This window comes from Sanguibacter sp. A247 (assembly GCF_052324925.1).
Classification (GTDB): domain Bacteria; phylum Actinomycetota; class Actinomycetes; order Actinomycetales; family Cellulomonadaceae; genus Flavimobilis.
Genome location: NZ_JBQPRE010000003.1, coordinates 102820 through 118107, shown reverse-complemented (window position 1 = coordinate 118107; position 15288 = coordinate 102820). Strand labels below are relative to the sequence as shown.

At 68.5% G+C, this 15288-nt stretch carries 11 protein-coding genes and 1 tRNA gene; 4 read left to right on the top strand and 8 right to left on the bottom strand.

Annotated features, from left to right (window positions below):
• Positions 1 to 46: 46 nt before the first annotated feature.
• Complete coding sequence (gene uvrB, locus ACTVCO_RS08735; protein ID WP_443728037.1) at positions 47 to 2125, bottom strand: excinuclease ABC subunit UvrB; 2079 nt, start codon at positions 2123 to 2125, stop codon at positions 47 to 49.
• Positions 2126 to 2287: 162 nt separating this feature from the next.
• Entirely contained in the window at positions 2288 to 2926 is a 639-nt protein-coding gene (gene coaE, locus ACTVCO_RS08730) for a dephospho-CoA kinase (RefSeq protein ID WP_443728036.1), read from the bottom strand.
• Between the two features lie 118 nt (positions 2927 to 3044).
• Between coaE and ACTVCO_RS08725 the strand changes: the two genes are divergently transcribed.
• Positions 3045 to 4946, top strand: coding sequence for an ABC transporter ATP-binding protein (locus ACTVCO_RS08725; RefSeq protein WP_443728035.1), 1902 nt, complete (start codon positions 3045 to 3047; stop codon positions 4944 to 4946).
• Positions 4947 to 5054: 108 nt separating this feature from the next.
• On the opposite strand, the gene rpsA is transcribed toward ACTVCO_RS08725, so the two are convergent.
• Both rpsA and ACTVCO_RS08715 read right to left on the bottom strand, forming a co-directional pair.
• Positions 5055 to 6536, bottom strand: coding sequence for a 30S ribosomal protein S1 (gene rpsA / locus ACTVCO_RS08720; protein ID WP_443728034.1), 1482 nt, complete (start codon positions 6534 to 6536; stop codon positions 5055 to 5057).
• Between the two features lie 188 nt (positions 6537 to 6724).
• Positions 6725 to 7750, bottom strand: a complete 1026-nt coding sequence (locus tag ACTVCO_RS08715; protein ID WP_443728033.1) for a 6-phosphofructokinase — start codon at positions 7748 to 7750, stop codon at positions 6725 to 6727.
• 159 nt (positions 7751 to 7909) lie between these two features.
• On the opposite strand from ACTVCO_RS08715, the gene ACTVCO_RS08710 reads away from it, so the two are divergent.
• The gene (locus tag ACTVCO_RS08710; RefSeq protein ID WP_443728032.1) at positions 7910 to 8692 is read left to right on the top strand and encodes a class I SAM-dependent methyltransferase; all 783 of its coding nucleotides are present in this window, start codon (positions 7910 to 7912) and stop codon (positions 8690 to 8692) included.
• A gap of 50 nt (positions 8693 to 8742) precedes the next feature.
• On the opposite strand, the gene polA is transcribed toward ACTVCO_RS08710, so the two are convergent.
• Positions 8743 to 11448, bottom strand: coding sequence for a DNA polymerase I (gene polA / locus ACTVCO_RS08705; RefSeq protein WP_443728031.1), 2706 nt, complete (start codon positions 11446 to 11448; stop codon positions 8743 to 8745).
• Between polA and ACTVCO_RS08700 the strand changes: the two genes are divergently transcribed.
• On the top strand, positions 11447 to 11887 hold the full coding sequence (locus ACTVCO_RS08700) for a hotdog fold thioesterase (RefSeq protein ID WP_443728030.1): 441 nt from the start codon (positions 11447 to 11449) through the stop codon (positions 11885 to 11887). The two genes, polA and ACTVCO_RS08700, sit on opposite strands and share 2 nt — an antisense overlap.
• 79 nt (positions 11888 to 11966) lie before the next feature.
• On the opposite strand, the gene ACTVCO_RS08695 is transcribed toward ACTVCO_RS08700, so the two are convergent.
• Both ACTVCO_RS08695 and ACTVCO_RS08690 read right to left on the bottom strand, forming a co-directional pair.
• Positions 11967 to 12683 (bottom strand): GNAT family N-acetyltransferase, encoded by a 717-nt coding sequence (locus ACTVCO_RS08695; protein WP_443728029.1) that lies wholly within the window; start codon positions 12681 to 12683, stop codon positions 11967 to 11969.
• A 144-nt stretch (positions 12684 to 12827) separates the two neighbouring features.
• Positions 12828 to 13457 carry an ANTAR domain-containing response regulator gene (locus tag ACTVCO_RS08690; protein WP_443728300.1) on the bottom strand — a complete coding sequence of 210 codons (630 nt, stop codon included), beginning with the start codon at positions 13455 to 13457 and terminating at the stop codon, positions 12828 to 12830.
• Positions 13458 to 13584: 127 nt separating this feature from the next.
• Between ACTVCO_RS08690 and ACTVCO_RS08685 the strand changes: the two genes are divergently transcribed.
• Positions 13585 to 13658, top strand: a tRNA-Leu gene (locus ACTVCO_RS08685).
• 199 nt (positions 13659 to 13857) lie between these two features.
• Here ACTVCO_RS08685 and pyk read toward each other — a convergent pair.
• Entirely contained in the window at positions 13858 to 15288 is a 1431-nt protein-coding gene (pyk, locus tag ACTVCO_RS08680; protein ID WP_443728028.1) for a pyruvate kinase, read from the bottom strand.

Here is a 15288-nt window from a genome sequence, read left to right as displayed (position 1 = left end):
TGCCGTGCGCGCGGCAGCAAGCAGCCCGTGGCCCGCGTGGCGCGCCTCACTCCGTGGCCGCCCGCATCTGGCGCAGCTCCTTCTTGAGCCCTGAGATCTCGTCACGGAGCCGCCCCGCGAGCTCGAACTGGAGCTCCGCCGCGGCAGCGTGCATCTGGTCCGTCAGCTCTTGCACGAGCTCTGCGAGATCACCCGCTGCTGCGACGACGGCCCGCTCCCCCGCCGGGGCCCTGCCCGACCGTCCCGCGGGTGTCTTGCGGTAGCCGCCGGCGAGCAGCTCGGCGGTGTCGAGGTCCTCGCGTGCGAGCATGTCGGTCACGTCGGCGATCTTCTTGCGCAGAGGCTGGGGGTCGATCCCGCGCTCCGTGTTGTAGGCGATCTGCTTCTCGCGGCGACGCTCGGTCTCGTCGAGCGCCGTCTGCATCGCGGCCGTCACCTTGTCCGCGTACATGTGGACCTGTCCGGAGACGTTACGGGCCGCGCGACCGATGGTCTGGATGAGCGACTTGGCCGACCTGAGGAAGCCCTCCTTGTCGGCGTCGAGGATCGCGACGAGCGAGACCTCGGGCAGGTCGAGGCCCTCACGCAGGAGGTTGATGCCGACGAGGACGTCATAGACGCCGAGCCGCAGGTCGCGCAGCAGCTCGACCCGCGCGAGCGTGTCGACCTCCGAGTGGAGGTAGCGCACGCGGACGCCCTTGTCGAGGAAGTAGTCCGTGAGGTCCTCTGACATCTTCTTGGTCAGGGTTGTCACGAGGACGCGCTCCTGCTTTTCGACGCGCGTCCGGATCTCTTCGAGGAGGTCGTCGATCTGGCCCTTCGTGGGCTTGACGATCACTTCGGGGTCGATGAGCCCCGTCGGCCGGATGATCTGCTCGACCGTGCCGTCCGACAACCCGAGCTCGTAGTCCCCCGGCGTGGCCGAGAGGTAGACGGTCTGCCCGATGCGCTCGACGAACTCCTCCCACCGCAGCGGGCGGTTGTCCATCGCACTCGGAAGGCGGAACCCGAAGTCGACGAGGTTGCGCTTGCGCGACATGTCGCCCTCATACATCGCGCCGATCTGCGGAACAGTGACGTGCGACTCGTCGATGACGAGGAGGAAGTCGTCCGGGAAGTAGTCGAGCAGCGTGTGAGGAGGCGTTCCCGGTTCGCGGCCATCGATGTGACGCGAGTAGTTCTCGATGCCCGAGCAGCTCCCGACCTGTCGCATCATCTCGACGTCATATGTCGTGCGCATGCGAAGTCGCTGCGCCTCGAGCAGCTTTCCCTGCCTTTCGAGGTCGGCGAGCCGAGCCTCAAGCTCCGCCTCGATCCCCGTGATCGCGCGCTCCATGCGCTCTGGCCCGGCCACGTAGTGGGTCGCGGGGAAGATGTGGATCGAGGTCACGGTCGAGACGATGTCGCCCGTGAGTGGGTGCAGGGTATGCAGCGCCTCGATCTCGTCACCGAAGAACTCGATGCGGATCGCGAGCTCCTCATACACGGGGATGATCTCGACGGTGTCGCCGCGTACCCGGAAGGTCCCGCGCGTGAACGCGAGGTCGTTACGCGTGTACTGCATCTCGACGAAGCGGCGCAGCAGGCTGTCTCGGTCGACCTGGTCGCCGATGTCGAGCCGTTGCATGCGGTCGACATACTCCTGCGGGGTGCCGAGACCGTAGATGCAGGACACGGATGCGACGACAACGACGTCGCGTCGCGTGAGCAGGCTGTTCGTGGCCGAGTGGCGCAGCCGCTCGACCTCGTCATTGATCGCGGAGTCCTTCTCGATGTAGGTGTCCGTCTGAGCGATGTACGCCTCAGGCTGGTAGTAGTCGTAATACGACACGAAATACTCGACCGCATTGTTGGGCAGGAGCTCCCGGAACTCCGTGGCGAGCTGCGCCGCGAGCGTCTTGTTGGGCGCCATGACGAGCGTGGGCCGCTGCACCTGCTCGATGAGCCACGCCGTCGTGGCGCTCTTGCCTGTTCCGGTCGCACCGAGCAGGACGATGTCCTTCTCACCTGCCCCCAGGCGCGCGGTGAGCTCGGCGATCGCGGTGGGCTGGTCACCCGCGGGCGTGTACTCAGAGATCACCTCGAACGGAGCCGCGGTCCTGATGAGGTCGGTGTCGGGGCGCATACGTGTACGGTACGCCGAGGCACCGACATTCCCGCTCGGTGGCAATGGCACTGAAGGCTCGGGCCGCGGTCCCAGACTCGGCTTCCCCGAGGGCGGACCGACGACGCGCGTCGCGTCGGATGTCTCACGCGGTCCCGTCGGCCGGCGCCCCGCGCATGCTCGTCAGTCGGTGCTGACGCGCTCGGACTCCTCCTCGTCGACCGCCTGGGCGCGGAGCCGCTCCCACAGCGCATCGACCTGCTCGCGCAAGTTCGCGATGCTGCCCGACCCGTCAAGCACGACGTCGGCCGCGGCGAGCCGCGTCTCGTCGGACGCCTGAGCCGCGAGGCGGCGCCGCGCCTCCGGAAGAGTGGCCCCGCGGCCCTCGACGAGCCGCGCGATCCGCAGGTCCGCGGGCGCATGGACAACGACGAGCACATGGAAGTCCTCGGCCTGCCCGGTCTCGACGAGAAGCGGGACGTCGTGCACGATGACCGCGCTATGGTCGGCGGTCATCGCACGAGCCTCGTCCTCTGCCGCCACGCGCGCGATCTCAGGGTGAAGGATCGACTCGAGATCGGCGCGCGCCCCAGGATCGTTGAACACGATGTGGCCCAGTGCGCCGCGGTCCAACGCGCCCTCGGCGTCAAGGACGTCCTCGCCGAAGCGGTCGACGACCGCTGCGAGCCCCACGGTCCCGGGCTCGACGACGCGCCGCGCGATGACATCGTGGTCGATGACGACGGCGCCGTGCTCCCGCAGGCGGGCTGCGACAACCGACTTGCCCGCTGCGATACCGCCCGTGAGTCCGATGCGTGTCATGCCGACATCCTGCCCCCGCGGGCACCGGGCGGCAACCGCCACCGTGCACGGCGCGGGCAGGTCCCGGGACTAGGGTCAGACACGTGGGCCGACAGCGCTCGCACGAACAGGAGGCGTCATGGCAGGGATGCACCCAGGGATGGGAGGCGGCCAGTTCCGCTCGTTCCGGCAGGACGACTCGGTCCGCAGGGTCAAGCTGCACAGGGGTACGTTCCGCAGGATCCTCGCGTTCGCGCGCCCCTACCGGGGACGGCTCGCCATCTTCCTCGGCATCATCGCGGTCGACGCAGCGCTTGGCGCCCTCACACCGCTCCTCTACCGGGCGATCATCGACGACGGCATCACACCGGGACGCCGCGACCTGGTCATCTGGTTCTCCGCGGGAGTAGGCGTCGTCGCCCTCCTCTCCGGAGCCCTCGTCCTCGTCCAGCGCTGGCTCTCCTCGAGCATCGGAGAGGGGCTCATCCTCGACCTCCGGTCAGCAGTCTTCGACCACGTCCAGTCGATGCCGCTCGCCTTCTTCTCACGGACCCGCACCGGCGCGCTCGTGCAACGACTCAACGGCGACGTCCTCGGCGCGCAGCAGGCCTTCACGTCGACGCTTCAGAACGTCGTCTCCAACGTGCTCACCGTCGTCTTCGTCCTCGCGGCGATGTTGACGATGTCGTGGCAGCTCACGCTCGTCTCGCTCGCCCTCCTTCCGGCCTTCATCGTGCCCGCGCGGTGGATCGGCCCGCGCATCGCGCGTATCACCCGCGAGTCGTACGCCCTCAACGCGGACGCCGCCCAGACGATGACGGAACGCTTCAACGTCGCGGGTGCACAGCTCGCCAAGATCTACGGCCGGCCCGACGACGAGTCGCGCACGTACCGCGAGCAGGCGTCACGGGTGCGCGACATCGGTGTGCGGCTCGCGATGTACAACACGATCTTCCGCGTCTCGCTCGTCACCGTCGCGGCCGTCGCGGTCGCCGTCGTCTACGCGGCCGGCGGCCTCGCCACGATCTCAGGCTCCCTCACGGTGGGAGTCCTCGTCGCCCTCACGAGCTACCTCACACGCCTCTACGGGCCGCTCACCTCGCTGTCGAACGTCCAGGTCGACGTGCTCACCGCTCTCGTGAGCTTTGAGCGCGTGCTCGAGGTCCTCGACCTCGAGCCGAGCGTGCGCGACTCGGAGAACCCACGAGATCTCGCCGCCTCGCTCGCGACCCACGGCGCCTCGGTCGAGCTTGACGGCGTCACGTTCCGGTACCCGACAGCGTCCGAGGTCTCGCTCGCCTCGCTCGAGTCCGTCGCGACGCTGACGAACGACCCCGAGGCCGACACCCTCACGGACATGACGTTCCGGGTCGAGCCAGGCCAGACCGTTGCGATCGTCGGGCCGTCGGGCGCAGGCAAGACCACCCTCACGCACCTCGTCACCCGCATGTACGACCCGACGCGAGGCGCCGTGCGCATCGCGGGCGAGGACCTGCGCGACGTGAGCCTGGCCTCGCTCCGCGCCGCCGTCGGAACAGTCCCTCAGGACTCCCACATGTTCCACGACACGATCGCGGGCAACCTCCGCTACGCACGGCCGGGAGCGACAGACGCACAGATCATCGACGCACTCCGGGCTGCCCACGTCCTCGACCTCGTCGAGTCCCTGCCCGACGGGATCCACACCGTCGTCGGCGACCGTGGCTACCGGCTCTCGGGTGGCGAACGCCAACGCCTCGCCATCGCTCGGCTCCTGCTCAAGGCACCCGCCGTCGTCATTCTCGACGAGGCGACGGCACACCTCGACTCCGAGTCGGAAGCTGCCGTCCAGCGGGCCTTCGACCGCGCTCTCGAAGGCCGGACCGCGCTGGTCATCGCTCACCGCCTCTCGACGGTGCGTGACGCCGACGCCATCCTCGTCGTGGACGCCGGGCACATCGTTGCTCACGGCACCCACGCCGAGCTGCTCGCGGAGGGCGGGCTCTATGCCGACCTCTACGAGACCCAGCTCGCGCCGCACGCTCCGGACGGGATCGGCTGAGCCTCGTCGGCTGAGCGCCGCCCAGCAGGACGTCCCCCGACAGGCCGAAAGCCGGCCACCGCGTGAGCGGTGGCCGGCTTTCGTGTGACCGTCAGAGACGGTCTGGCATCAGTTGCCCGTGAGCTTCTCGCGCAGAGCGGCGAGAGCCTCGTCGGACGCGAGCGTGCCGGCCGACTCTTCCTGGGCAGGAGCCGAGGAGTAGGACGACGAGGAAGAGGACGACGACGAGGCGGACTCGGACGTCGTGCCGCCACCAGCGGCAGCCTCTGCGTCAGCCGTGATGGCGTCGGCGACCTGCTTGCGGTGTGCCTCCCAGCGCTCGTGGGCCTGGGCGTACTGCGCCTCCCAGGTCTCACGCTGCGACTCGAAGCCCTCGAGCCACTCCTGCGTCTCGGAGTCGAAGCCCTCGGGGAACTTGTAGTTGCCCTGCTCGTCGTAGTCCGCAGCCATGCCGTACAGCGCGGGGTCGAAGTCCTCGGACTCCGGGTCCACACCCTCGTTGGCCTGCTTGAGCGAGAGCGAGATCCGGCGACGCTCGAGGTCGATGTCGATGACCTTGACGAACGCGGAGTCGCCGACCTGGACGACCTGCTCCGGGAGCTCGACGTGACGCTGAGCGAGCTCGGAGATGTGGACGAGGCCCTCGATGCCGTCCTCGACGCGCACGAACGCACCGAAGGGAACGAGCTTGGTGACCTTACCCGGGACGACCTGACCGATCGCGTGGGTGCGGGCGAATGCCTGCCACGGGTCTTCCTGCGTCGCCTTGAGCGAGAGCGAGACGCGCTCACGGTCGAAGTCGACGTCGAGAACCTCGACGGTGACCTCCTGGCCGACCTCGACAACCTCGGACGGGTGGTCGATGTGCTTCCACGACAGCTCGGAGACGTGGACGAGACCGTCGACGCCACCGAGGTCCACGAACGCACCGAAGTTGACGATCGACGAGACGACACCGGGGCGAACCTGGCCCTTCTGCAGGGTCTGCAGGAAGGTCGAACGCACCTCGGACTGCGTCTGCTCGAGCCAGGCACGGCGCGAGAGCACGACATTGTTGCGGTTCTTGTCGAGCTCGATGATCTTCGCCTCGATCTCCTTGCCGACGTACGGCTGGAGGTCGCGGACGCGACGCATCTCGACGAGCGACGCCGGGAGGAAGCCACGGAGGCCGATGTCGAGGATGAGCCCACCCTTGACGACCTCGATGACGGTTCCGGTGACGACGCCGTCCTCTTCCTTGACCTTCTCGATCGTGCCCCACGCGCGCTCGTACTGGGCGCGCTTCTTGGACAGGATCAGGCGACCCTCCTTGTCCTCCTTCTGGAGAACAAGAGCCTCAACCGCGTCACCCACCTGGACGACCTCGCCCGGGTCGACGTCGTGCTTGATGGAGAGCTCGCGCGAGGGAATGACACCCTCGGTCTTGTAGCCGATATCGAGGAGAACCTCGTCGCGGTCAACCTTGACGATGACGCCTTCGACGATGTCGCCATCGTTGAAGTACTTGATGGTGGCGTCGACGGCGGCGAGGAAGTCCTCGGCAGAACCGATGTCGTTGACAGCGATCTGCTTGGTGGTGGGGGTGGTCATTGAGTCAGGTGCTCCGATGCGGACAGGAAGTAGTACGGATGGATGGTGGCCTCGCGGTGACCCATGGTCCTGATGCAGGACATGGCTCACCCATGAGAAACCTCGTCAACCCTACCACCCGCACGCCCACACAGCGACGCCCTCCGCACCGTGCGCGGAGCACGGCGCGGAGGGCGCATCCGACGAGGTCAGGCGAGGACGCGTGCCACGCGGAGGAGATCCTGCGGAACCTGCTTGACGAGGCCTGCGATGTCGGGAAGCGGCACGAGGACGATCTCCTCGCCGCGGAGCGCTGTCATGACGTTCGTCTCACCTGCGGTGATCGCGTCCACGGCAGCGACGCCGAAGCGGGATCCGAGGATGCGGTCGGTGGGCGTCGGCGTTCCTCCACGCTGGACGTGACCAAGAACCGTGAGGCGCGTGTCGAACCCCGTCCGGGCCTGGATCTCGGCCGCGACCCGCTCGCCGATCGCGCCGGCGACGATCTCGCCGTACTTGCCGAGCTGGACCTCGTACTCCATCGACGAACCTGGCGTCGCGTGCGCGCCCTCGGCGACGACGACGATCGAGAAGTTCGCGTGCGCCTTGTGACGGTGCTGGAGAAACTTGACGATCCGGTCCATGTCGAAGGGCTGCTCCGGAGCGAGGACGATCTCAGCGCCACCCGCGATTCCCGAGTTCACGGCGATCCAGCCGGCGTGACGTCCCATGACCTCGACGACCATGACGCGGTTGTGCGACTCGGCCGTCGTGTGGATGCGGTCGATCGCCTCGGTGGCGATGTTCACCGCCGTGTGGAAGCCGATCGACAGGTCCGTCCCCGCGACGTCGTTGTCGATCGTCTTGGGGATCGCGACGATCTTCACCCCAGCCTCGGCGACCTTGCTCGCGGCGTGGAGCGTGCCGTCGCCACCGATGCAGATGAGCGCCTCGATGTTCTCCGCCTCGAGCGTCTGCAGGACCGCGTCCATCGAGCCGTCGTCCGTCCGCGGGTGGAACCGTGCCGTCGAGAGCAGGGTCCCGCCCATCGAGAGGACGTTCCGGATGTGCTGCCTCTCGAGAGGCTGGACGTCGCCGTCGACGACGCCCTTCCATCCGTTCCGGAACCCGATGATCTGGTGCCCGTACTCCCCGAGACCCTGCTTGACGATCGCGCGGATCGCAGCGTTGAGACCCGGACAGTCGCCGCCGCCCGTGAGAAGGCCGATGCGCATCAGAAGAAGCTCCCTCGCGTAGTGCGCGGGCACGACCGGGCAGACGCCGGGTCGCGTCCTCACGCCGTTCGTAACGCCAACCTTACCCACGGTGGAGACCGAACTCCCGTGCCGAAGGTCCTCCCGGCCCCGTGTCGGGCACCGTGGGACGATAGGCCGATGCAGCAGCGTGCCGGATACCAGGACGTCCCCCCCGAATCCGCAGGGCCCGCGGGTCGCTCGTGGTGGGACGAGAACGCCGGTGAGTACCTCGAGGAGCACGGCACATTCCTCGGCGACGACGACTTCTGCTGGTCCCCCGAGGGTCTGCGCGAGGCAGACGCCCGCCTGCTCGGCGTCGTCGCCGGCACGGACATCCTCGAGGTCGGCGCCGGCGCGGCGCAATGTGCGCGGTGGCTGCTCGCCCACGGCGCCCGGGCGGTTGCGACCGACATCTCCGGCGGGATGCTCGCCGCACGCCGAAGCGCGGCCGGGACGCCCCCGCTCGTCCAGGCGGACGCCCGCGCGCTCCCCTTCGCCGACGCGAGCTTCGACACGGCGTTCACCGCGTACGGTGCCATTCCGTTCGTGCCCGACGCCCGAGCGATCCACGCCGAGGTCGCGCGCGTCCTTCGGCCGGGCGGCCGGTGGGTGTTCTCCGTCACGCACCCCGTGCGTTGGGCCTTCCCCGACGACCCTTCAGAACGTGGGCTCACCGCGACCTCGTCGTACTTCGACCGGACTCCCTACGCCGAGCGCGACGACTCCGGCAGGGTCACGTACGTCGAGTATCACCGGACGCTGGGCGACCACGTCCGCGACGTCGTCAGCGCCGGACTGAGCATCGTCGACCTCGTCGAACCCGAATGGCCCGACGAACACACCCGGACGTGGGGCGGCTGGAGCGCCGTGCGAGGCCGCGTCCTGCCCGGCACCGCCATCTTCGTCACCCGCAAGCCCTGACCGGGCCGCGGCGCTGCGTTCCGCCCGGAGGCGGGACGCAGCGGCCCCACTCAGTGACCCGCGTCGTGCCAGTTGGGCCCGGTGCCCACCGAGACGTCGAGCGGGACCGACAGCGAGGCGGCGCCACCCATCGACGCGCGCACGAGCGCCTCGACCTCCTCGAGCTCACCTGCTGCGACCTCGAGGACCAGCTCGTCATGCACCTGGAGCAGAAGACGTGACGCGAGGCCGCGCGAGGCGAGCTCCTTGCTCACGTCGAGCATCGCGATCTTGATGATGTCGGCCGCAGAACCCTGGATCGGCGAGTTGAGCGCGACCCGCTCCGCGATCTCGCGGCGCTGGCGATTGTCGCTCGTGAGGTCAGGCAGGTAGCGCCGGCGGCCAAGGATCGTCTCGGTGTAGCCGGTCGCCCGCGCATCCTCGACCACCTGGTGGAGGTAGGTCCGCACCCCACCGAAGCGCGTGAAGTAGTCGTCCATGAGCTTCTGAGCCTCGCCCACCTCGATGCTCAGCTGCTTCGAGAGCCCGAACGCGGACAGGCCATAGGCCAGGCCGTAGCTCATCGCCTTGATCTTGGAGCGCTGTGCGGCACTCACCTCGGTCGTCGCGACCCCGAACACGCGCGAGGCGACGTAGTTGTGGAGGTCCTCGCCCGTACGGAACGCCTCGATCAGCCCGTCGTCGCCCGAGAGGTGCGCCATGATGCGCATCTCGATCTGCGAGTAGTCGGCGGTGAGCAGCGTCTCGTACCCCGCGCCCACGACGAATGCCCGGCGGATGCGGCGGCCCGCGGCCGTGCGGATCGGAATGTTCTGCAGGTTGGGGTCGGCCGAGCTCAGCCGTCCCGTCGCGGCAACCGTCTGCTGGAAGGTCGTGTGGATGCGACCGTCCGGTCCGACATATCGCAGCAGCGTCTCGACCGTCTGGCGCAGCTTGGTCACGTCACGGTGCGCGAGGAGATGCTCGAGGAACGGGTGCTGCGTCTTCGCAAAGAGCTCGGTGAGCGCGGCGGCATCCGTCGTGTACCCGGTCTTGATCTTCTTGGTGCGCGGCATGTCGAGCTGGTCGAAGAGGACCTCCTGAAGCTGCTTGGGCGAACCGAGGTTCACCTCGCGGCCGATCACCGCGTACGCCTCCTCGGCCGCCGTCCGTGCCTGCTCGCCGAACTCCGCGTCGAGCGCACGCAGCAGCCCGTCGTCGACCGCGATCCCCGTCCCCTCCATCTGCGCAAGGACGTCGGCCAGCGGCAGCTCGAGGAGCGTGAGGAGCTTCGTCGCGTGACGATCCGCAAGATCGTCGGCCACCGCCTCACCCAGCGGCACGAGGACCGCCGCGCGCTCGGCGAGCACCGCGGACTCACCGCCGTCACCGTCAAGGTCAAGGTCGAGCGCTCCCTGCGTCCCGCCCGCGACCGCTCCCCCGATCTCTCGGTGCAACGACCGGATCGCGAGATCCTCGAGGTCGAAGGTCCGCTGATCGGGATGGCACAGGTACGCCGCAAGCTCCGTGTCGTTGACGACTCCCCGCAAGGCGTAGCCGCGGCCCGCGAGCTCGTGAGCGCGCGCCTTGCCGCCGTGGACGACCTTGGGCGCCGCCGCGTCGCTCAGCCACGCGCCCAGAGCGCCGTCATCGCTCGGCTCGATCGACGTGAGATCGATGACGACCGCACGGCCAACCCCGTCCCCGAGCGCGACGACGTCGGCGTCACCCGACCCGGGAACCGCCTTGCCCCGGACCTCGAGCCCGAGGGTCTGCCCCGAGCGGGCCTCGAGCCACGCCGCAAGCCCCCCAGGTGCGAGGACATCGACCTCGACAGCGGGGCTCGCAACGACGTCGTCGCGCTCCTCGGCGGGCATCATCGCGAGAAGACGATCGCGCAGCGTCCGGAACTGGAGCGCGTCAAAGATCGTGTGCATGGCCTCGCGGTCCCACGGCCGCGCCACGAGGTCGTCGGGGCCGTAGGGAAGGTCGAGATCGGTGAGCAGGTGATTGAGCTCGCGGTTGAGCCGCACCTGGTCGACGTGCTCGCGGAGATTCTGCCCCGCCACACCCGCGATCTCGTCGGCGTGCGCGAGCACCCCGTCAAGGTCGCCGTAGAGGGCGAGCCACTTCGCCGCCGTCTTCGGGCCGACCTTCGGGACCCCGGGGATGTTGTCGGCAGACTCCCCCACGAGCGCCGCAAGGTCCGGATACCGCTCGGGACGCACCCCGTACTTCGCCTCGACCGCCTCGGGCGTCATGCGCGCCAGCTCGGAGACCCCCTTGACCGGGTAGAGCACCGTGACCGTGTCCGTGACGAACTGCAGCGAGTCCCGGTCTCCCGAGCACACGAGGACCTCCCAGCCGAGCGCACCCGCCGCGTGCGACCATGTCGCCAGGATGTCGTCCGCCTCGATCATGTCGCGCTCGTAGTGCGTGATCCGCAGCGCGTCGAGCACCTCACGGATGAGCGGCACCTGACCCTTGAACGGCTCCGGGGTCGCGTCACGACCTCCCTTGTAGGCCGGGAAGCGCTCGGTGCGGAACGTCGTCGAGCCCGCGTCGAACGCGACCGCGACATGCGTCGGCTGCTCGAGCTTGATGAGGTTGGCCATCATCGACACGAAGCCGTGGACCGCATTCGTGTGCTGGCCCCCCGTCGTCGTGAACTTGTCGGCTGGCAGCGCGAAGAACGCGCGGAACGCCATGGAGTGTCCGTCGATGAGCAGCAGGCGGGGTCGCACGTTGTCCGTCACACCTGACAACCTATCTCCCATGACCGACACTCACCCGGACGTTCGCACCCCCCTCACCGACGCGCAGCGCGACGGCATCCGCCGTTCCGCGCAAGGCACGCTCATCGAACGCATGGGGATCGACATCATCGAGCTCACCGCTGAGCGCACCGTCGCCACCATGCCTGTCGAGGGAAACACCCAGCCGGCCGGCCTCCTGCACGGCGGCGCATCGGCGGCACTCGCCGAGACCGTCGCGTCCTACGCGGCCATCGCGCACGCCGGAACCGACCGCGGCGTCGTCGGCCTCGACCTCAACGCAACCCATCACCGGGGGGTGCGCTCAGGGACCGTCACCGCGGTCGCCACGGCGCTCCACCTCGGCCGCACCCTCGCCAGCTACGAGATCACCGTGAGCGACGACGCAGGCCGGCGCGTCTGCACCGCACGCCTGACGTGCATGATCCTCACGCCGCGCTGAGCGCGCGGACCGCAGGCGCGAGCACGACACCAGACGGCGTCGTGCCGCCTGGCGTGGCGACCTCGCTCCCGCTCTCGGCTCAGCCGGCGGACGTGAGCCGGCGGCGCGTCCGAAGCTCAGCGCTCTGCGCCATGATCGGCACACCCTGCTCGGGCGTCGACGGCGAAGCGGCCCGCTCAGCGCGCAGGCGCGCCTGAAGCTCGCGCAGGTCGACCGGACCCGAGTGCGTCTCGATCCGGGCCTTGCGGCGCCGCGCGATGAGGTCCTCAAGGCCGCGTGAGCCGCGCCGAGCCAGCGCAGGCTCGCCCTCGAGCTTGCGCACGAGCATCGCCGTCTGGACCACACGGTGCGCGCCCGCGGGCGCGAACCCCAGGCGCAGCAAGAACCGTTGGACCCCACGGGAGCCGGGGAGCGGAACCGAGTAGACCTCGTCAGCGCCAACCTCGCCCGCGATCTCAGCGGCAGCGCCGAGCAATGCGTGACCTGCGCCCCGGCGGCGGAAGACCTGGTCGACGAAAAGGGCCTCGATGTAGAGGACAGGCGTGTCGTGGTAGATGTTCGCCTCGACGATGCGCCCGAGAAGGAATCCCACCGCGACGCCGTCATGGCGTGCGACCAGGATGCGCCCGCCCGGCACGGAGATGAGCACCCCCAGCTGACGGCGCACGTGCTCGGCATCCGCCGAGCAGAGCTGCGTCGGCGTCGACGATTCTTCGCGTGCGGTCAGGCACAGCGCAGCGACGTCCTGCAGGTCGCTGGCGACAGCATGACGTACGTCGATCGAAGCTCTCATCATCGACGCACCTCCTTCACGGTGTCCCCTGCTAGCCATCTTCGGTGCGGACCCGAAGGCCGCCGGAACTGAATGTACCCAGGTCACGGTCAGGTCACAACACTGCCCCGGGTGCGGCGTCCACGCCGAGCCCGGGGCAGAGGTGCGTCAGTCCTTGCCAACCTGGTCGATCACGGCGTCTGCGACCTCACGCATCGTCAGGCGACGGTCCATCGACGTCTTCTGGATCCAGCGGAAAGACTCGGGTTCTGAGAGGCCCATCTTGGTCATGAGCAGGCCCTTGGCCCGGTCGACGTGCTTGCGCGTCTCGAAGCGTTCCTGAAGGTCGGCGACCTCGTCCTGAAGCGCAGAGATCTGCGTGTACCGCGAGATCGCGATCTCAACTGCCGGCAGCAGGTCCGCAGGGCTGAACGGCTTGACGACGTAGGCCATCGCGCCAGCATCCCGCGCACGCTCGACCAGCTCGGTCTGCGAGAAGGCCGTGAGGAGCACGACGGGCGCAGCGTGCGCCTTCGCGATGCGCTCAGCGGCCGAGATCCCGTCAAGCTCGGGCATCTTGACGTCCATGACGACGACGTCGGGCTTGTGCTCGATCGCAAGAGCGACCGCAGTCTCCCCGTCACCGGCCTCGCCGACGACGTCGAAGCCCGCCTCACGGAGCGTCTCGACGACGTCCATCCGGATGAGGGCCTCGTCCTCAGCGACGACTGCACGACGGACGCGAACGACGGACGCGGGCTTCTCCTCTGCAATCTCAATGAGGGGAGGCAGGTCCAGCTCGATCTTCTCGGTGCTCTTCTCGTTCTCGGTCACGCCCACATCCTACGTGGTCGACGTCGCGTGTGGGACAGGCCCTTCGAAGTGCACGCGGCCTCCGGGCGGACGTTATGATAGGTCCGCCCTGGCCCCGATAGCCCAACTGGCAGAGGCGTTCGGCTCAAACCCGATCCAGTGTGGGTTCGAATCCCACTCGGGGCACCCCTGTGATGTCGTCCGACATCACTGAGGCCCGAACCTCCTCGCGGAGGTTCGGGCCTCTGTCATGCTGCGAGATCGGGGCGCCGCGGCGTCCCCAGGCGCACGTGGGCCGCGGTGACGTCGACGCACGCGGACGGACTCAGAACGACCGCAGGGCCCCGGACCGAAGTCCGAGGCCCTGCGCGTCACGAGGTAGACGTCAGGCGATACGGCCCGTCGCCTCACCGATCTTGTGAACCGTGATGTTGTTCGTCGAACCGATGACACCGACCGGCGCACCCGAGACGACGACGACGTAGTCGCCGTCCTCGACGAGGTCCGTCGAACGCAGCGTCTGGTCGACGAGCTGAACCATCGCGTCGGTGTTCGCGACCTGGTCGACGAGCTCGACCTGAACGCCCCAGCTGAGCGCCAGAACGTTACGGACCGACGCGTCAGGCGTGAACGCGATGAGCGGGATCGACGACCGCAGACGCGACATGCGCCGCGCCGAGTCACCCGACTGCGTGAACGTCGCCAGGTACTTGACGCCGACGCGCTCACCGATCTCGGCAGCGGCACGCGTGATGGCACCGCCACGCGTGTGCGGGGTCGAGCCGAGGGGCGCGATGCGCTCACGGCCGTGCTGCTCGGTGGTCTCGATGATGCGGGCCATCGTGCGGACCGACTCGATCGGGTAGTCACCGACCGACGTCTCACCGGAGAGCATGACAGCGTCAGCACCGTCGAGAACGGCGTTGGCGCAGTCAGAGGCCTCGGCACGCGTCGGACGCGGCGCCGAGATCATCGACTCGAGCACCTGCGTGGCCACGATGACCGGCTTGGCGTTACGACGTGCGAGCTCGACGGCGCGCTTCTGGACGAGCGGGACCTGCTCGAGCGGAAGCTCGACGCCGAGGTCGCCACGGGCGACCATGATGCCGTCGAAGGCGTCGATGATCTCTTCGAGGTTGTCGACGGCCTGCGGCTTCTCGACCTTCGCGATGACCGGGAGGATCCGGCCCTCTTCTTCCATGATGGCCCGGACGTCGTCGTAGTCGGCCGCGTTGCGGACGAACGACAAGGCGATGATGTCCGCGCCGAGGCGGATGGCCCAGCGGAGGTCTTCACGGTCCTTCTCAGAGAGAGCGGGGACCGAGACGGCGACGCCGGGCAGGTTGATGCCCTTGTTGTTGGAGACGGGACCGGCGACCTCGACACGCGTGATGACACGCGGTCCGTCCACCTCGACGATGCGCACGAGCACGCGACCATCGTCGATGAGCATGGGGTCACCCACGCGGGCATCGCCCGGAAGACCCTTGTGGGTCGTCGAGACGAGCTCCTTCGTGCCCACGACGTCGTCCGTCGTGATCGTGAAGGTGTCACCCTCGTTCAGCCAGTACTTCTCGTCCTTCTCGAACTTGCCCAGACGGATCTTGGGGCCCTGAAGGTCGACGAGCACCGCGACGGGGCGGTTGGCGGACGCCGCTGCCGCCCGCACGTTGTGGTAGACGAGCTCGTGCTCGTCAGGAGCGCCATGGCTCCGGTTGATTCGGGCGACGTCCATGCCGGCGTCGACGAGGTTCTGGATCTGGTCCGCGGAGGCGGTCGCGGGACCGATGGTGCAAACAATCTTCGCTCTGCGCAT